18 protein-coding genes are annotated in these 17,845 nt (G+C 73.5%); 14 read left to right on the top strand and 4 right to left on the bottom strand.

The features are described 5' to 3' along the window. Positions 1 to 45: 45 nt before the first annotated feature. The 8 genes from pgeF (at position 46) to HF577_RS30925 (ending at position 9,173) form a co-directional block, all read left to right on the top strand. The gene (pgeF, locus tag HF577_RS30960; RefSeq protein WP_169399537.1) at positions 46 to 768 is read left to right on the top strand and encodes a peptidoglycan editing factor PgeF; all 723 of its coding nucleotides are present in this window, start codon (positions 46 to 48) and stop codon (positions 766 to 768) included. A gap of 102 nt (positions 769 to 870) precedes the next feature. Further along, entirely contained in the window at positions 871 to 1,602 is a 732-nt protein-coding gene (locus HF577_RS30955; RefSeq protein ID WP_312859491.1) for a YggS family pyridoxal phosphate-dependent enzyme, read from the top strand. 57 nt (positions 1,603 to 1,659) lie between these two features. Continuing rightward, on the top strand, positions 1,660 to 2,367 hold the full coding sequence (locus tag HF577_RS30950) for a cell division protein SepF (RefSeq protein WP_169399535.1): 708 nt from the start codon (positions 1,660 to 1,662) through the stop codon (positions 2,365 to 2,367). A 4-nt stretch (positions 2,368 to 2,371) separates the two neighbouring features. Further along, on the top strand, positions 2,372 to 2,665 hold the full coding sequence (locus HF577_RS30945) for a YggT family protein (RefSeq protein ID WP_312859490.1): 294 nt from the start codon (positions 2,372 to 2,374) through the stop codon (positions 2,663 to 2,665). A 47-nt stretch (positions 2,666 to 2,712) separates the two neighbouring features. Continuing rightward, on the top strand, positions 2,713 to 3,579 hold the full coding sequence (wag31, locus tag HF577_RS30940) for a DivIVA-like cell division protein Wag31 (RefSeq protein WP_169399533.1): 867 nt from the start codon (positions 2,713 to 2,715) through the stop codon (positions 3,577 to 3,579). Between the two features lie 60 nt (positions 3,580 to 3,639). Further along, positions 3,640 to 5,403, top strand: coding sequence for a hypothetical protein (locus HF577_RS30935; RefSeq protein WP_169399532.1), 1,764 nt, complete (start codon positions 3,640 to 3,642; stop codon positions 5,401 to 5,403). A gap of 300 nt (positions 5,404 to 5,703) precedes the next feature. Beyond that, the gene (gene ileS / locus HF577_RS30930) at positions 5,704 to 8,883 is read left to right on the top strand and encodes an isoleucine--tRNA ligase (protein ID WP_169399531.1); all 3,180 of its coding nucleotides are present in this window, start codon (positions 5,704 to 5,706) and stop codon (positions 8,881 to 8,883) included. A gap of 14 nt (positions 8,884 to 8,897) precedes the next feature. After that, positions 8,898 to 9,173: a DUF167 domain-containing protein gene (locus tag HF577_RS30925; RefSeq protein WP_312859489.1), complete on the top strand. Its 276-nt coding sequence runs from the start codon at positions 8,898 to 8,900 to the stop codon at positions 9,171 to 9,173. A gap of 85 nt (positions 9,174 to 9,258) precedes the next feature. On the opposite strand, the gene HF577_RS30920 is transcribed toward HF577_RS30925, so the two are convergent. Next, complete coding sequence (locus tag HF577_RS30920) at positions 9,259 to 9,639, bottom strand: DUF4267 domain-containing protein (protein ID WP_169399530.1); 381 nt, start codon at positions 9,637 to 9,639, stop codon at positions 9,259 to 9,261. Positions 9,640 to 9,733: 94 nt separating this feature from the next. Between HF577_RS30920 and HF577_RS30915 the strand changes: the two genes are divergently transcribed. Continuing rightward, on the top strand, positions 9,734 to 10,309 hold the full coding sequence (locus HF577_RS30915; RefSeq protein WP_169399529.1) for a TetR/AcrR family transcriptional regulator: 576 nt from the start codon (positions 9,734 to 9,736) through the stop codon (positions 10,307 to 10,309). Between the two features lie 62 nt (positions 10,310 to 10,371). Further along, positions 10,372 to 11,124 (top strand): class I SAM-dependent methyltransferase, encoded by a 753-nt coding sequence (locus HF577_RS30910; RefSeq protein ID WP_169399528.1) that lies wholly within the window; start codon positions 10,372 to 10,374, stop codon positions 11,122 to 11,124. 11 nt (positions 11,125 to 11,135) lie between these two features. Here HF577_RS30910 and HF577_RS39940 read toward each other — a convergent pair whose 3' ends face one another. The 3 genes from HF577_RS39940 to HF577_RS30895 are packed head-to-tail and all read right to left on the bottom strand — an operon-like array spanning position 11,136 to position 13,896. Continuing rightward, complete coding sequence (locus HF577_RS39940) at positions 11,136 to 11,915, bottom strand: DUF4097 family beta strand repeat-containing protein (protein WP_169399527.1); 780 nt, start codon at positions 11,913 to 11,915, stop codon at positions 11,136 to 11,138. A gap of 2 nt (positions 11,916 to 11,917) precedes the next feature. Next, complete coding sequence (locus HF577_RS30900; RefSeq protein ID WP_169399526.1) at positions 11,918 to 12,601, bottom strand: response regulator; 684 nt, start codon at positions 12,599 to 12,601, stop codon at positions 11,918 to 11,920. Beyond that, positions 12,598 to 13,896, bottom strand: coding sequence for a sensor histidine kinase (locus HF577_RS30895; protein ID WP_169399525.1), 1,299 nt, complete (start codon positions 13,894 to 13,896; stop codon positions 12,598 to 12,600). The genes HF577_RS30900 and HF577_RS30895 overlap by 4 nt, the downstream gene beginning before the upstream one ends. Positions 13,897 to 14,043: 147 nt before the next feature. Here HF577_RS30895 and HF577_RS30890 point away from each other — a divergent pair, with 147 nt between their 5' ends. Genes HF577_RS30890 through HF577_RS30875 form a run of 4 tightly spaced genes read left to right on the top strand, consistent with a single transcriptional unit; the run spans position 14,044 to position 17,748 of the window. Next, a complete protein-coding gene (locus HF577_RS30890) occupies positions 14,044 to 15,537 on the top strand; it encodes a potassium/proton antiporter (RefSeq protein WP_169399524.1) in 1,494 nt (497 codons plus the stop codon). A gap of 4 nt (positions 15,538 to 15,541) precedes the next feature. Then, on the top strand, positions 15,542 to 16,135 hold the full coding sequence (gene lspA, locus HF577_RS30885; protein ID WP_425563855.1) for a signal peptidase II: 594 nt from the start codon (positions 15,542 to 15,544) through the stop codon (positions 16,133 to 16,135). Between the two features lie 37 nt (positions 16,136 to 16,172). After that, entirely contained in the window at positions 16,173 to 17,057 is an 885-nt protein-coding gene (locus HF577_RS30880; protein ID WP_169399539.1) for an RluA family pseudouridine synthase, read from the top strand. A 13-nt stretch (positions 17,058 to 17,070) separates the two neighbouring features. Next, positions 17,071 to 17,748: a hypothetical protein gene (locus tag HF577_RS30875; RefSeq protein ID WP_169399523.1), complete on the top strand. Its 678-nt coding sequence runs from the start codon at positions 17,071 to 17,073 to the stop codon at positions 17,746 to 17,748. The last annotated feature ends 97 nt before the right edge of the window (positions 17,749 to 17,845 follow it).

The raw sequence follows: 17,845 nt of genomic DNA, 5'->3' as shown, positions 1-17,845 counted from the left end.
CGACGACTTCGACGACGACGTGGACGTGCCGCCGTTCATGAAGCGTTGACCCGAGCGCGGGCCCGCGTCCGGCGGGTGGTCACCACCCGGGCCGGTGGGCGTTCGACCGGCGGCTTCGGCACGTTCAACCTGTCGACGGGAGTGGGCGACGACCCGGCCGCCGTCGCGGCCAACCGCCGCCGCCTGTCGACCGAGCTGGGCGTTCCGGTCGTGTTCCTCGGACAGGTGCACGGCACCAGGGTCGCCACCGTGGACTCGGTGCCCGAGGTGGGCGCGCCGGACATCCCGGCCACCGACGCCGCCGTGACGGCCCTGCCGGGCGTCGGGCTCGCGGTGCTGGCGGCCGACTGCGTGCCGCTGCTGCTCGCCGACCCGGTGGCCGGCGTCGTGGGCGCCGCCCACGCCGGCCGGGTCGGGGCGGCCGCCGGCGTGCTGCCGGCCACCGTGGCCGCCATGGTGGCCCTCGGCGCGCGGGTGGAGGCGCTGGAGGTACTGCTGGGCCCCGCGGTGTGCGGGGCCTGCTACGAGGTCCCTGCGGCGATGCGGGCCGAGGTGGACGCCCGCCTGCCCGGCAGCGCGGTGCGCACCCGCCGCGGCACCCCGGGACTGGATCTGCGCGCCGGTCTCTACCACCAGCTCACCGCACTCGGGGTGGCGCGGGTCGGCGGCGACCCGCGGTGCACGCTCGAGGAGCGCGACCTCTACAGCCACCGCGGGAGCGCCCCGACCGGCCGCCAGGCCGCGGTCATCTGGCTCGACCCCCGCTGAGCGGTCCACCCGGCCGCCGGGCCCGGTTCCGGGGACGATGGCAGGGGTGATCTTCGGTGCGATAGACAGCCGGGCCTGATCCGGCTGCGGATGGGGTGGGCTGTGGATGCGCAGAGACGCGAGGAGCTGGCCCGTCGGCTGCAGGCCGTGCGGGAACGCATCGACGCCGCCTGTGTCGCCGCCGGGCGGGCGCCCGGTGACGTGGCGCTCGTGGCAGTCACCAAGACCGTGCCGGCCACTGACGTCGCCGTGCTCCTCGATCTCGGTCTCACCGTGTTCGGGGAGAACCGGGTGCAGGAGGCCGGGGCGAAGGTCGCGAAGGTCGCCGAGCTCCGTCCCGACGCGGCGCCGCGCTGGCACTTCATCGGTGGGCTGCAACGGAACAAGGCCAAAGCCGTCGCGCGCTGGGCCGACCAGGTGGAGTCCGTGGACTCGGTGCGGCTGGCCGACGCTCTCGACGCCGCCGTGCGGCGCGAGCAGGACACCGGTGGGCGCCCCGGCCCGCTGCCCGTTCTCCTCCAGTACAGCGTCGACGGCGACCCCGAGCGCGGTGGCGTGCCCCGCGACGGCCTCGGGCCGCTCGCCGAACGTGTCGCAGCCTGCGCCGGGCTGCAGCTCACCGGCCTGATGGCGGTGGCGCCGCTGGGTGCCGATCCCGATGCCGCCTTCGCCGACGTCGCCGAGGCAGCCGCCTGGCTCCGTGTCCGGTTTCCGCAGGCCAGCACCTTGTCGACCGGAATGAGCGGTGACCTGGAGGAGGCGATCAGGCATGGATCGGACGTGGTGCGTGTCGGAACAGCCCTTGTGGGGGAACGCCGGATAACCTCCGGGTGATCGTCGCGCCGTGCTGTCTGCGGCCGACCGTCGGGGGCGTCGATGATGGGAGCGCGAATGGGCGCGATGTACCGGCTCAAGGCCTATTTCGGCATGGTGCCCGCCGAGGAGATGGGCGAGTACGCCGACGAGCCGGTTCACGACCGGTACGACGACCGGTACGCCGAGGGCCGCCGTTCCGACCGGAGCTCCCGCGAGTACGGCGACGACCGATGGGACGACCGCTCCTACGACGACGACTCCCGCCGCGCCCGCTACGAGGACGAGTGGGACCGGCGCCCGCCCCGCCCGGTGGCGGCGGTCGAACGGACCGCGCCACGGACTACCGCAGCGCCGCCCGTCGGCGTGCCGGGGGCGGGACCGTCGGTGGTCCGGGGTGCACTCGCGATCGATCCCGACTCCGTCCGGGAGCCGGTCCGGGCGGTTCCCCCTGCTCCGGCCGCCGTGCCCGAGCAGCGCGACCACGCGACCCGCGGGGCCGCCGCCCTCGCCAGGATCACCACGCTGCAGCCCCGTAGCTACAAGGAGGCGCGCACGATCGGCGAACGCTACCGCGACGGCGTGCCGGTGATCATGAACCTCACCGAGCTGGAGACCGACGACGCCAAGCGCCTCGTCGACTTCGCCGCCGGCTTGGCGTTCGCCCTGCGCGGCTCCATCGACAAGGTGACGAACCGGGTCTTCCTTCTCACTCCGGCCGATGTCGAGGTCTCGGCGGACGACGCGCGCAGGCTCGCAGAACGAGGCATCTTCCGCCAGGATTGAGGGCGTGCCCCTCGCCATCCAGTTCGTCGTGTACTACGTGCTGTTCTTCTTCTGGCTGCTGCTCATCGGGCGCATCGTGGCGGAGCTCGTCAGGAGCTTCGCCCGCCAGTGGGTGCCTGCCGGCCCCAGTGCCGTGGCTCTCGAGCTCATCTTCACGGCCACCGATCCACCGGTGAAGTTGTTGCGCAGAGTGATCCCCGTCGTGCGGATTGGCGGCGTGGGGCTAGACCTGTCGATTATGGTTCTGTTGCTGGTCGTGTTCATACTGATGAACGTTGCCCAGCCGACGCCGTTGTGAGCCCCAGTCACACGGTGCCGCCGCCGAGGACTGCATGAGGTGATCCGATGCCGCTGACGCCCGCCGACGTCCACAACGTCGCGTTCAGCAAACCCCCCATTGGCAAGAGGGGGTACAACGAGGACGAGGTCGACGCGTTCCTCGACCTGGTCGAGGCCGAGCTGGCTCGCCTGATCGAGGAGAACGAGGACCTGCGCGAGCAGGTCTCGCAGCTCGAACAGCGCCTCGGGAACGCACAGGCCGACTTGGAGGACGCGCGTTCGCGTCCGCCTGCTCAGATGGGGGCGCCTGTTTCGCCCCCCACTCAGCAGATCCAGCGGCAGGTAGACCCCCCGTCGATGCGGCAGATGGAGCCACCGCGCTCCATGGGCGGCCCGCAGTCGCTGATGGACGGGGAGGGCGGCGACCACCATGTCCAGGTGGCCAAGGTCCTGAGCATGGCCCAGGAGATGGCAGAGCGGCTCACCGCCGAGGCCAAGTCCGAGGCCGACGCGATGCTCACCGACGCCCGCACCAAGTCCGAGCAGCTGCTGTCGGATGCGCGCACCAAGTCCGACGGTCTCGTCAATGACGCCCGCTCGCGGGCCGAGACGATGCTGAACGACGCCCGTACCAGGGCCGAGACGCTGGAGCGGCAGTCGCGCGACAAGGCGGCCACGCTGGTCGGTGACGCCGAGCGCAAGCAGGCGGAGATCATCGGCACGATCACGCGCGACAAGTCGGTCCTCGAGAAGAAGATCGACGAGCTGCGCACGTTCGAGCGTGAGTACCGCACCCGCCTCAAGACCTACCTGGAGTCCCAGCTCAGGGACCTCGGTGAGCGCGGTTCGGCGGCTCCGTCCGACAGTCGGTCCAGCTCCAACGGCGGGTACGCCTCCACCGGCTACGGCCAGCGTGCCGACGCCGGTAGCTGACCGAGACCTACACGGGCGGTGTGGCGGACTCCCGCCGCACCGCCGCACACGGAGAGAATCGTGCTGCTCCTGGTCCTGATCCTGGTCCTCATCGCCTTCGGCCTGCTGGTGGTGGCGCTGCTGTCCGGCAGCGTCCTGTGGGCGTGGGTATCCGTGGGGGTCAGTGTCGCTGCGGCGGCGGTCCTGCTGGTCGACTGGCTGCAGCGCCGCAACGCGGTGAAGGCCGGTGCCGCTGCGGCGGCCACAGGCAACGGCGCCTCGGGCGCGGCCACGCTGGACGTCGATCCGGTCACCGAGGTCCTGCCGGTCATTCCCCGGCCCGGATCCGCCGCGCCTGCGGGGGTCAACGGAGCCCCTCAGGACGCCGCCGATCACCGGTTCGACGAGCTGCTGGACGGCACGCAGACCGTTGTGATGCCCACGGTGAAGCCGTCCGGCTCTGCCGATCGACCGCCCGGCGCTACTGCTGGAATCAGCCCATCGGGCAGTGATTTATCACGCAGCGTAACCAAGAGCGATTCGGATCACGCCGCTCCGGTGCCGCCGGCGAGCGACGCCGAGGGCACCGCCGACTTCGGTGCCGGATCCGCCGGCGCCGCGCCGTCGGGCTCCGCCGTGCCGTCCCCGCCCTCGGCTGCGCAGGCCCCCACGGAGCCGGCGCGCGACGCGCCCGCCGCGGCCCGGGCCGACTCCGGCCCGGCGGCCCGCGAGAAGAGCGACCCCGCCGACGGGTCGGCCGCGTCCACCCCGAAGGGCGCGACCGCCGCGGGCACCTCGGCCGTCGAGAGCACTGTGGTCATGAGCGCGCGCAAGCCCGCCACCCCCGCGGGTTCGGCTCCGGACGCCGGCCCTTCCGGCCGCGAGGCAACCGCGGGCTCCGGAACCGCAGCGGCTGCGGCGGCCGACGGCGCGAAAGCCGACGGCGCGAAAACCGACAGCGCGAAAACCGACAGCGCGAAGCCTGACGGCACCAAGGGCGGTGGCTCGGCAGCCGGCGGTGCAGTGGCCGGCAGCACCACGACGAGCGCCACCTCCGTGGACGGCACCACTGCCGGTGGTGCGCCGACTGCCGACACGGCGACGAGCGGCATGACCCCCGGCGGCACGCCGCCGAGCGGGACCGCGGGTGCCGGCGGGACCCCCGGTGGCACGAGTCCCGGTGGTACGACGGCCGGTGGCCCGGCCGCGGGCGGCACCACCACGGGCGGCTCGACGGCAGACGGGTCGGCAACGAGCGCCTCGGCGACCACGGCAACGAGCACCACGTCGACCGGCGGCACGACCGCGAGCGGTTCTTCCACGGGTGGCTCGGCAACGAGCGGTGCGTCGACGGACGGCACGACCGCCGGTGGCACGACCGCCGGTGGCACGACGGCCGGGGGTTCGGTGCCGACCGAGCCGGCCCACAGCCCGGCAGGCGCCGGAGCCGCTGGTTCGCCGGCCGCGGCCGGCGGCGAGGCGCCCGCCGGTGAGGTCGCGGGCGACGGCACGCCTGCGGCGGCGGTCACCGGTGGCTCGGCCGAGAGCGCCGCCGCCGACACCGCCGCTCCCGCGGACGCCGCGCAGCCGCAGGCGGACACCGACGCCGAGCCGCCGGAGGAGCCGCCGGACACCGCCGTCTTCGCGCTGGTCGCGGCGCTCGCCGACGAGGTGCTGGTGATCGACGAGCAGCCGCGCTACCACGTGAAGAGCTGCCGGGCGCTGGTCGGCAAGCCGCCGATCCCGCTCGCGGTGCGCGAGGCCATCGAGCTCGGGTTCTCTCCGTGCGGCTGGTGCGCGCCCGACCGCACGCTGGCGAGCAGGCACGGCGCCGCCACCCGGTAGGGCGGCCGGTCGGTAGGGCCGCCACCCCGGTAGCAGGCCCGCGGGAATATCGGCTCGCGCCGTGGCGCTACCCTTGCACGCACAGGCACCGATCCGGCCATCACCGGGGAGCCTCCGGAAGAACAGGCGTTCGGCAGCGGCCGGGTCGCCCCAGTAGAACCGGACGGGAGCGGCCCGTCACAGCCGTCCGATGAGAGGCCGCCCTCCGGGGCGGCAAGCGGGGTGGTACCGCGGCGCCCGCAAGGGCCGTCGTCCCCGTGCAGGCAGCAGCACCAGCCACGCACGAGGAGCACACCAGCGATGAGCGCCCACGCCGAGCAGCCGCGTTATCCCACCGTCCCCGCGCACCCGTCCTTCCCCGCCCTGGAGCGCGAGGTCCTGGACGCCTGGGAGGCCGACGGCACGTTCGTCGCCTCGGTCGAGGCTCGCCCCGCGGGGGAGAACGGCAGCAACGAGTTCGTCTTCTACGACGGCCCCCCCTTCGCCAACGGGCTGCCGCACTACGGGCACCTGCTCACCGGCTACGTCAAGGACGTGGTGCCGCGGTACCAGACGATGCGCGGCAAGCACGTCGAACGCCGGTTCGGGTGGGACACCCACGGCATGCCCGCGGAGATCGAGGCGGAGCGCGAGCTCGGGATCAAGGACAAGACCGAGATCGAGGAGATGGGCGTCGCGGCCTTCAACGAGGCCTGCCGCACGTCGGTGCTGCGCTTCACCGACGAGTGGCGTGACTACGTCACACGGCAGGCCCGCTGGGTCGACTTCGACAACGACTACAAGACGCTCGACCTGGACTACATGGAAAGCGTCATGTGGGCGTTCAAGACCCTGTGGGACAAGGGTCTGATCTACTCCGGGTTCCGCGTGCTCTGGTACTGCTGGCACGACGGCACGCCGCTGTCGGCCACCGAGACCAGGATGGACGACGTCTACCTGGACCGGCAGGACCCGGCCGTCACGGTGGGCCTGCGGCTGCGCGCACCCGGCACCGACCTGGACGACGCGCTCGCGCTCGTCTGGACCACCACGCCGTGGACGCTGCCGTCCAACCTCGCGATGGCCGTCAACCCGGCCGTGGACTACGTGCTCGTGGCGGCCAACGGAGAGCGGTACGTGCTCGCCGCGGCCCGCGTCGCCCACTACGCCCGCGAGCTCGGCGAGGAGCCGGAGGTGCTGCGGCACCTGCCCGGTACCGAGCTGCTGGGGCTGTCCTACGTCCCGCCGTTCGACTTCTTCGCCGGCTGGGAGAACGCCCACCGCATCCTGGGCGCCGACTACGTCACCACCGACGACGGCACGGGGCTCGTGCACATCGCGCCCGCCTTCGGTGAGGAGGACAAGGTCGTCACCGACGCGGCGGGCATCGAGACCGTTGTGCCGGTGGACTCCCGCGGTGAGTTCGACTCCCGGGTGCCCCCCTACGCGGGCATGCAGGTGTTCGACGCCAACCCGCAGATCATCCGCGACCTGCGCGACGGCGCGCCGCACGTGCAGGGGGTGCTGCTGCGCCACGAGACCTACGACCACCCGTACCCGCACTGCTGGCGCTGCGGCAACCCGCTCATCCAGCGTGCGGTGGACTCGTGGTTCGTGCAGGTCACGGCGTTCCGCGACCGCATGGTGGAGCTGAACCAGGAGATCACCTGGGTGCCGGAGCACGTCCGCGACGGGCAGTTCGGCAAGTGGCTCGAGGGCGCCCGCGACTGGTCGATCTCCCGCAACCGGTACTGGGGCTCGCCGATCCCGGTCTGGGTGTCGGACGACCCGCAGTACCCGCGCGTCGACGTGTACGGCTCGCTCGACGAGCTGGAGCGTGACTTCGGCGTGCGCCCGACCGACCTGCACCGCCCGTACGTCGACGAGCTCACCAGGCCGAACCCGGACGACCCCACCGGGCGCTCGACGATGCGCCGGGTGCCGGAGGTGCTCGACTGCTGGTTCGACTCCGGCTCGATGCCGTTCGCCCAGGTGCACTACCCGTTCGAGAACCGCGACTGGTTCGACCACCACTACCCGGGCGACTTCATCGTCGAGTACAACGGGCAGACCCGCGGCTGGTTCTACCTGCTGCACGTGCTGGCCACGGCGCTGTTCGACCGGCCGGCGTTCCGCTCGTGCCTGGCCCACGGCATCGTGCTGGGTGACGACGGGCAGAAGATGTCGAAGTCGCGGCGCAACTTCCCGGACGTCAACGAGGTCTTCGAGCGCGACGGCTCCGACGCCATGCGCTGGTTCCTCATGGCCTCGCCGATCCTGCGCGGGGGCAACCTGGTCGTCACCGAGCAGGGCATCCGCGAGGGCGTGCGGCAGGCACTCCTGCCGCTGTGGAACACGTGGTACTTCCTGTCGCTCTACGCGGGTGCGGCCGGGCGCCGCGGCGTGTTCCGCACCGACTCGGAGCACGTCCTCGACCGGTACGTACTGGCCCGCACGGCGGCGCTCGTCGACGACGTCACCGCGGCGATGGACGTCTACGACGTGGCAGGGGCGTGTGAGCACGTCCGCGACCACGCCGAGGCGCTCACCAACTGGTACGTGCGCCGCTCGCGGGAGCGGTTCTGGGACGGCGACGCCGACGCGATCGACACGCTGCACACCGTGCTCGAGGTGACCGCCCGCGTCGCCGCGCCGCTGCTGCCCCTGACCCTGGAGAAGGTCTGGCAGGGGCTCACGGGCGGCCGGTCGGTGCACCTCGCGGACTGGCCCACCGCCGACGAGCTCCCGCACAACGCCGCACTGGTGACCGCGATGGAGCGCGTGCGTCAGGTGGCCTCGTCGGCGCTGTCGCTGCGCAAGGCCCGCGGGCTGCGGGTGCGGCTGCCGCTGGCCACCCTCACGGTGGCGGCCGCCGACGTCGCGGCACTGGAGCCGTTCACCGACATCCTGCGCGACGAGGTCAACGTGAAGGACGTCGTGCTCACCACGGCCGTTGCCGAGTTCGGGCGGTTCGAGATCGCGGTCAACGCCCGGGCCTGCGGTCCTCGGCTGGGCGGCGACACCCAGAAGGTGATCCGCGCCGTGAAGGCGGGGGAGTGGACGGCGAGCGACGACGGCACCGTCACCGCTGCGGGCATCGAGCTGCTGCCCGGCGAGTTCACCGAGAAGCTGGTGGCCGCAGGCGGGGAGGGCGCGGGCACGGCGATCGCGGCCCTGCCCGGTTCCACCGGACTGGTCGTACTGGACACCGCGGTCACGCCGGAGCTGGCGGCGGAGGGGACGGCCCGCGACGTCGTGCGCGTCGTGCAGCAGGCCCGCCGCGATGCCGGTTTCGACGTGTCCGACCGCGTGGCGCTCACGCTCGACGGGCCCGGTCCGGTGCTCGACGCCGTGCGCGCGCACGAGTCGTTCGTGTCCGGCGAGGTGCTGGCGGTCTCCGTGGCCTACGCCGAGGTGGCCGAGCCCACCCTCGCCGGGGCCGTGGCCGCCCCGGACGGGAGCTCCACCCAGGTGCGCGTCCTCGTCAGCCGCACCGCCTGACGAGCGGCAGCCGGGTGCGGATCTCCGTCCGGGTCCGGCCCGGCTCCCGTGCCGACTCGGTCGGCGGGAGCCGGCCGGGCCCGCACGGGCCGGTACTGCTGGTGTCGGTGCGGGCCCGGCCGGTGGACGGTGCCGCGAACGCCGCGGTCCGCGAGGTGCTCGCCGAGGCGTTCGGGCTCCGGCCCGGGAAGGTCGAGATCGTGTCCGGGCTGTGGGCCCGCGACAAGGTAGTGGCGTTGGAGGGCGACGAGACGGTGCTGGCGACGCGGTACGCCGAGCTGCTCGGCTGACCGGGAGGATGGCCGGATCGGCCGCCGCGCGGGCTCGTTTCGCGATCTCCGCGTAGGTCGAAGCGGGCGACGACCAGGGACGTGCTCAGTTCCCGAGCAGAAGAAGCAGGCCGGTGATCACCACGGCCACCGCAGTGCCTCCGTGCATGGCGTACCCGAGGGTCTTGCTCCCCTTGTTCCTGAGGACCACGAGTGCGTCACCGAACGGGGTGATCGACGCGGCCAGGACGAGCCAGCCGAGCACCTGGAACTGCCCGAGTACGAGAGGCACGAGGATCACGAGCCCCGACGCGATGTCACGGATGCCCTTCAGGTACAGCCACGCGCCGGCGTCGCCGCGGGGCCAGTCCGGTAGGCCGAAGGTCGCTGCGCTCGCCTGCGAGGCCAGGAGGTAGCGCGTTCCGACCGCGATGATCCCGACGCCGGTGAGACCGGCGAGGGCGGCGCCGATGTAGGTCACGAACATGTGGTGCTCCTTCAGGAGAATCTAGCGTTGCTAGGATCTGGAGCGACGCTAACACAAGCGCTGCTCGAAGAGCTAGCAGTGCTAGGATCTGACGATGCCGAACCAGAACCGCCGCGAGCGGGAGCGCGCTGCACGCCACGAGCTGATCGTCCGGACGGCACGTGAGCTCGCCGAGACCGAGGGCTGGGACGCGGTCACGACGAGGCGGCTCTCGCAGCGGATCGAGTACAGCCAGCCGGTGCTCTACAGCCACTTCGCCGGCAAGGACGCCATCGTCGGGGCGGTCGCGCTGCAGGGCTTCACCGAGCTCGCCGACGCGCTCGCGGCCGCCCGGGTGGGGGCGGGGACGACGGACGAGGCCGTGCCGGCCGTCATCCGGGCGTACCTCGCGTTCGCCGAGACCAACCCCGCCCTCTACGACGCCATGTTCACCCTCTCCACCGACCTGCCGTTCGCGCAGGACACCACGCCCGCTCCGATGCAAGCAGGGTTCGCGCAGCTCCATGACGTGTTCGCACCGCTGGCAGGTGAGCGGGACACCGGCGTGTTCACCGAGGTCTGGTGGGCCACGATGCACGGGCTCGTCACCCTCGCCCGCGGCGGGCGCCTCCCGGCGGGTGCGCAGGAGCAGCGCGTGGCGATGCTCGTCGAGCAGCTCACCGCGCGGTGACGACGGACCCGGAGCGGGCGACCGGAGATCCACACCCGCGATCCGCGCGCATACTCGGACCCATGGATGCGGCGACCGTGTGGGCCGAGCGCCAGGAGGGCCGGGGCATCCCCCCGGAGATCCTCGCCAAGGCCCCGAACAACCCGTTTCACCACGACGTCGACTACTTCGCGGCGCCGTCACAGCCCGTGGACACACCGTCGCGGCGGGCGGCTCTGGAGCTGCTCGCCGACGGTGGCACCGTGCTCGACGTCGGCTGCGGGGGAGGGGCGGCCGCCTTCGCGCTGGTGGGCCGGATCACCCACGCCACGGGCGTGGACCAGCAGCAGGACATGCTCGACTCCTTCGCCGCGGCGGCGCGGGCCCGTGACCTCCCGTACCGGACGGTCGCGGGGCGCTGGCCCGACGTGGCCGCCGAGGCCGGCACCGCCGACGTGGTCGTCTCCCACCACGTGCTGCACAACGTCGTCGACCTGCCGCCGTTCGTGCGCGCGCTCACCGCGGCCGCCCGCCGGGGGGTCGTCGTCGAGATGATGACGCAGCACCCGACGGCGTGGCTCGACCCGCTGTGGGAACGCTTCCACGGCCTGCACCGGCCGCCGTCGGCCACCACCGACGATGCGGTGGGCGTGCTGCGCGAGCTCGGGATCGAGCCGGCCGTGCAGCGGTGGGAGCGCGCGTCCGACCGGCGCGACCCGGTGTGGGTGGCCCGCAGGCTGTGCCTTCCCGAGGACAGGGTCCCGGAGGTGGACGCCGTGCTCGACGACCTGGACCGCGTCCGCACCGCGGCCACGCTGACCTGGACGGTGGGCTGAGCGCCGGAGGATCAGAGCGAGGGACGGACGCGAACGTCGCCGTTCTCGCTGTCGAGCACGATCATGCCGGGTGCGGCGGAGTCCACGGGCACCAGCACCGACGCCTCACCGGTGGTGCTCCGCGCGTCGACCCGGTAGCCGGTGGCCGGCACCGTGACGTCGATCTGCCCGCTGAGGGAGTCCACCGCCAGCGAGCTCGGCGGCTCGCGCAGTTCGAGCCGCACGTCGCCCGATCTGGTCTCGGCGCGCACCACGTCGCTGCGCAGACCCCGGCCGCTGATCACCCCGGCCTGGGTGGTGGCGTCGACCGGCCCGGTCAGGTCGACGAGTGCGATGTCGCCGGTGGCCCGCTCCACCGTGACGGGCCCGGTGAGGCCGCTCACCGTGACGTCCCCTGCGGTGCCCTCGACGTACACCGGGAACGACGGCGGGAGCTCCACGGCGTAGTCGACGTCGCAGTGCGTGGCCAGCAGCCCACTGCAGGTGGCGTCGAGCCGCACACCGGCCGAGGTGGTCTCCTCGGTCAGCTCCGGCTGGCCCAGCCCGTAGCGAACCACCGTGCGGACGTGCACGGCACCGTCGCTGCTGGGTGAGAGGGTGACCGTGCCGGCGTCGCTGGCCACGGTGAAGCGCTCGGCCGTGGGTGTGATGGTGCTCGTCCGCTCGTAGGTGCCCCTTGCCGCCTGGGAGAGCAGCTGCAGTGCGCCGGTGCCGGCCACGAGGCCGACGAACAGCACGGCCGCCACCAGGACAGCCCGGTGATGTCCTGCGGTCGGTTCGGTGGAGGTCACGGTCAGTCCTCCAGGTATCTGAGCACGGCGAGGACCCGCCGGTGGTCGCTCGGCGCCGCCGGGAGGGCGAACTTGCCGAAGATCCCGCTGATGTGCTTCTCCACGGCCCCCTCGGTGACGGTCAGCGCCTCCGCGATGCCGTTGTTGGAGCGCCCCTCGGCCATGAGGGTCAGGACGTCGCGCTCCCGGGGCGTCAGGCCGGCGAGCGGCTGGGCCCGCCGGGACCGCGCGAAGATCTGCGAGACGACCTCGGGGTCGAGCGCGGTGCCGCCGGCGCGCACCCGGTGCAGCCCCTCGACGAAGCTCTCGACGTCGGCGACGCGGTCCTTGAGCAGGTAGCCGACGCCGCGGGTGTCGCCGGCGAGGAGTTCGGTGGCGTAGCGCTCCTCCACGTACTGGGAGAGCACGAGCACGGCCACCGCGGGCCAGCGGGAGCGGATCACCAGCGCCGCACGCAGGCCTTCGTCGGTGTGGGTGGGTGGCATCCGCACGTCGGCGACGACGACGTCCGGCTGGTCGGCGGTCACGGCGCGCAGCAGCTCCTCACCGTCTCCGACGGCGGCCACGACGTCGAACCCGGCCTCGGCCAGCAGGCGGCAGAGCCCTTCGCGCAGCAGCACCGAGTCCTCGGCGACGGTGACCCGGGGGCGGGGGGACGCGGCCGGGCCGATGGGCGCGGCCGTCATCGGACGGGCTCGCTGGTGGGCAGCTCGACGGTGAGCACGGTGGGGCCGCCGACGGGGGAGTCGACGCGCAGCTGGCCGTCCACTCCGGACACCCGGTCGGCCAGCCCGCGCAGCCCGGTCCCCCGCTCCGGGTCGGCGCCTCCGACCCCGTCGTCGCTGATGACGATCCAGACCGGGCCGGAGCCCTCCCGGCGCACGGTGACCGAGGCGTGGGCGGCGCGGGAGTGGCGGGCGACGTTGGTGAGGCCCTCGGCCACCACGAAGTAGCCGATCGCCTCGATGGTGGCGCTCGGCCGCTCGTCGAGGGCCACGGTGAGGTCGACCGGGACGGGACAGCGCACGGCGATGGCCGAGAGCGCCGCATCCAGCCCGCGGTCGGTGAGCACCGGGGGGTGCAGCCCGCGGATGAGCCCGCGGAGGTCGGTGACGGCGTCCTTGGCCTGCTGGTGGGCGTCGTCGAGCAGCTCGCCGATGCCGCCGGGGTCCTGCTTGTAGCGGGCCTTGGCCCGGCCCAGCGTCATCCCGAGCGCGACGAGCTGCTGCTGTGTGCCGTCGTGCAGGTCGCGCTCGAGGCGCCTGCGCTCGGCCTCCCCGGCGTCGACGACCCGGGCGCGGCTGCGCTCCAGCTCGTCGACGCGGCGGGCGAGCGCCCCGGGCACCGGCCCCAGCAGGGTGCGTGCGACCGCGACGTCGACCGCCGTGAGCCCGCGGACCACCGCGGGGGAGACGAGCAGCAGCACGAGCCCGAGCCCGGCGAGCAGGGTGCGGCCGCTGCCGGTGTCGGCGAGCGGGATGCCGAACACGGTGGCGCCCTGCGAGGGCACCAGGAACGTGAGCAGCGGCATCGCGAGCAGCGCCACCGCGCCCGACAGCAGGAAGTACACCACCGCCGAGGTCAGCACACCCAGCGGCAACGCCACGAGCTGGTAGACCCCGCGGCGGCGCACACCGGGGTCCCGCCACAGCGCTCCGCCGTACCGCAGCGGGTTGCGGTCCCGGGGCGGCATCGACTGCGGGGCGATCCGCACGCCGAGGAGCAGGCGCAGCCGGGCGCACTCGATCCGGGCCAGCGCGACGCTCACCCAGGCCGTCAGGATCCACACCGGCAGCCCGAGCAGCGCGAACGGAAGCAGCATGACGGTGAAGAAGAGCCCGGTGAGCAGGACGAACGCGTAGGCCGCGCCGACCGCGCCGTCGAGCAGCAGATGTGCGGCACCGAGCCAGGTGGACGGAGCGAGCAGGGCCCGCAGCGGGTCCGGCCGCACTCCGCCCACCGCCGGGGTGGTGATGACCATGCGAGCAGGCTAGGGAGGGGCGGGGTGCGCGCACCATCCCGCAGGTCCCCGGTCGGGTCTCGGGATAACCCCCCGTCCTGATGACCGTTACCTTCCCCCGCGCAGGCCCACCACCTGCGCCGATAACGTGTGGGAACGGAGGTGGGGATGGCGAGCCTGGAAGTCGTGCTCGGCGTCGTGGCCGCCGTGGTGCTGCTCGGTGTGCTGGCCGTCCGCGCGTCGGTGCGCCTGGGGCTGCCCTCGCTCCTCATCTACCTCGCGATCGGCATCCTGCTCGGCGAGTCCGTGCTGGGTGTCCAGTTCAACGATGCCCCGCTCACCGAGTCGCTCGGCCTCGGGGCCCTCGTGCTCATCCTCGCCGAAGGTGGCCTGACCACGCGGTGGGCCGCGGTTCGGCCGTCGCTCGGGGTCGGCATCGCGCTCTCGACCGTGTCGGTGGTGGTGAGCATCGCGGTGGTCGGGGTGGCGCTGCACCTGCTGCTGGGCCTGGACTGGCGCACGGCGTTCCTGTGGGGTGCGGTGCTCTCCTCCACCGATGCCGCGGCCGTGTTCAGCGTGCTGCGCGGCGTCGGCGTGCGGCCACGCCTCGCCGGCGTGCTGGAGCTGGAGTCCGGGATGAATGACGCGCCGGTCGTGCTCGCGGTCATCCTGCTGGCCTCCGGGGAGGCGTTCAGCTGGATCACGCCGTTCCTCGTCGTGTACGAGCTCGCAGCAGGCGCGCTGATCGGTGCCGTGCTGGGCCTCGGTGGGGCCTGGGCGCTGCGCCGCGCCGCCCTGCCCGCCACCGGCCTGTACCCGCTCGCCGCGATCGCCGTGTGCGTCCTGGCCTACTCCGCGGGTCAGCTCGCGCACGCCTCGGGGCTGCTGGCCACCTACGTCGCCGCGCTCGTGCTGGGCAACGCCGACCTGCCGCACCGCGGCGGGGTGCGCTCCTTCGCCGAGGGGCTGGGCTCGCTCGCCCAGATCGGGCTGTTCGTCCTGCTCGGGCTCTACGCCTCACCGCCCCGGCTCCTCGACGCGGTGGTGCCCGCGATCGTCGCCGGACTCGTGCTGATCCTCGCGGCCCGCCCGATCTCCGTGGTGGCCGCGGCCCTGCCGTTCCGCGTGCCGTGGCGGGAGCAGGCCTTCCTGTCGTGGGCAGGCCTGCGCGGGGCGGTGCCGATCGTGCTGGGGCTGATCGCCCTGGTCGAGGGCGCGCCGAGCGCGCAGGCGCTGGTCGACGTCGTGTTCGTGCTCGTCGTCGTGCTCACGCTGGTGCAGGGTCCGACCCTGCCCTGGGTGGCCAGGCGGCTCGGGGTCGCACGCAGCGCCGAGCCGCGCGAGCTCTCCGTCGACGCCGCGCCGCTCGACGAGCTGAGCGCCGACCTGCTGCAGGTGCGCGTGCCGGTGGGCTCGCAGCTGCGCGGGGTGTACCTGAGCGAGCTGCGGCTGCCGCGGGGCGCCACCGTCAGCCTGGTGGTGCGCGACGAGGAGGCGTTCACCCCCACGCGGGAGACCCGCCTGCGCGAACGCGACCAGCTGCTCGTCGTCACCACGGCGCTGGCCCGCCAGGCCACGGAGGAGCGGATCCGCGCCGTCGACCAACGGGGCAGGCTCGCCCGCTGGCACGGCGATCGGGAGCCGAAGGGCCGTAGGGGATGATGGGGTGGTGAGCGAGTCAGCGAGCGAACCGACCACCCGGACCGACCAGGGTCTGGTCGCCAACCCCAAGGTCCGGTTGCTCGCCCTGATCGCCCTGCTGGTGCTGGCCGTCGACATCGTCACGAAGGTGCTGGCGGTCGCGGAGCTCGAGGACCGCGCGCCGGTGCAGCTGCTGGGCGGCCTGGTCTACCTGCAGCTCGTCCGCAACCCCGGAGCCGCGTTCTCGCTGGCCACGGGCTACACGTGGGTGCTCACCATCGTCGCCATCGCCGTGGTGGTGGTGATCCTGCGGGTGGCCAGGCGGCTGCGCTCCACGGGCTGGGCCGTCGCACTCGGCCTGGTGCTCGGGGGTGCGCTGGGCAACCTCACCGACCGGATCTTCCGGTCGCCGGGGCCGCTGCAGGGCCACGTCGTCGACATCGTCTCGCTGTTCACCCCCGACGGCCGAGCCTGGCCGGTGTTCAACACGGCCGACTCCTCGATCGTCTCGGGCGGGGTGCTGCTCGTGCTGCTGGCCCTGCTCGGCCGCGAGCTCGACGGCCGTCGCACGTCCGGCGAGAGCAAGGACCGCGCGGAGGACGGGTCCGTCGGTGAGTGACACCCGCCAGCTCCCCGTACCCGACGGCCTCGACGGCATGCGTGTCGACGCCGGCCTCTCGCGGCTGCTGGGCCTGTCCCGCACCGTGGTCGCCGCGCTCGCTGAGGACGGCCGCGTGGCCGTGGACGGCCGCGCCGCCGGGAAGTCCGACCGGCTGACCGCCGGGTCGTGGCTCGAGGTCGAGCTGCCCGAACCGGAGGCGCCCGCGGTGATCGCCGGGCCGGCCGAGGTCGTTGCCGGGCTCACCGTCCTGCACGCCGACGACGACATCGTCGTGGTCGACAAGCCGGTCGGCGTCGCCGCCCACCCGAGCCCCGGCTGGACCGGGCCCACCGTCGTCGGCGGCCTGGCCGCGCTCGGCTTCCGGGTCTCCACCTCCGGGGCGGCCGAGCGGCAGGGCATCGTCCACCGGCTCGACGTCGGCACCACCGGGGTGATGGTGGTGGCCACCTCGGAGCACGCCTACACCGTGCTGAAGCGGGCGTTCAAGGAGCGCACCGTCGACAAGCGCTACCACGCCGTCGTCCAGGGGCACCCCGACCCGTCCAGCGGCACGATCGACGCCCCGATCGACCGCCACCCCAAGCACGACTACCGGTTCGCGGTGGTGGCCGGGGGAAAGGCCAGCGTCACCCACTACGACACGATCGAGGCGTTCCGCGCCGCGTCGCTGCTGGACGTCCGGCTTGAGACGGGCCGCACCCACCAGATCCGCGTGCACCTGTCCGCACTGCGCCACCCGTGCGTCGGCGACCTCGCCTACGGTGCCGACCCGACGCTGGCCAAGCGCCTCGGCCTCGAACGGCAGTGGCTGCACGCCCGCTCGCTCGGCTTCGAACACCCCGCCGACGGCCGCTGGGTGGAGTTCACGAGCCCGTACCCGGCGGACCTGGCGCACGCGCTGGACCTGCTCACCGACTGATGTCGGCAGGGCGATGACGCCGCGCCGGCGGCTGGCCGTGCTCGGCGCCTGCATCGTGGTGGCCCTGCTGGTCGCCCTGTACGGGGCCACGCAGTTCGCGCCGCCCGCGCCGCAGCCGTCCCCGGGCTCCGTGCGGCTCGGTCCGGAGCCGGGCGACGACGTGGCCGCGTACCTGGCCGGGCTGCCGGCGGAGCTGCCGCCGCCGGGGGTCGAGACGCTCGCACTCGTGCAGTTCGGCGCGGAGCTCACCGTGCCCGACGCGGTCGCCGCCGCGTCGGGCTCCGTGATCGACACGGCCGTCCTGCGGGTGCCGCTGACCAGGGTGCAGACCGCGCTGCGGTTCGAGCCCCTCGATCCCGGGGTCGCGCCGGAGACCGCGCTCGACACCGTCCGGCGGCGCGCGCAGATGCAGGCCGACGCCGACGCGGCCCGGCTCACCGGCCGGCCGCACGACGTGGCCGCGGCCGAGGCGGTGGCGCTCGCCGACCCCGGGTGCCGGTGCGTCCTCGCGCTCGTCGTCCGATCCGACCGGGCGGGACTGCAGACGCTCGCCGCCCGACCCGGGGTGCGGGCGGTCGAAGCCGCACCCCCGGGCACCACGGACCGAGAGCTGGCGCTGGCGCCGCTGCTGCCCGAACAGACGGTCCGGGCCGACCCACCCCCCGACGACGGGCCCGTCCCCCCGGGCTGAGGGCCATCCCGATCCGGACAATGGGGGGATACCCCCGGGTCGACTCGGTGGAGATCCTGATGTCCGTCTCAGCCGCGGCCTGGCACGGTGATCCGCG

Source organism: Pseudonocardia xinjiangensis (genome assembly GCF_012911925.1).
GTDB classification, from domain to species: Bacteria; Actinomycetota; Actinomycetes; order Mycobacteriales; family Pseudonocardiaceae; genus Pseudonocardia; species Pseudonocardia xinjiangensis.
Note: the sequence above shows the minus strand (reverse complement) of the source record. Positions and strands in the feature narration are given on the sequence as shown.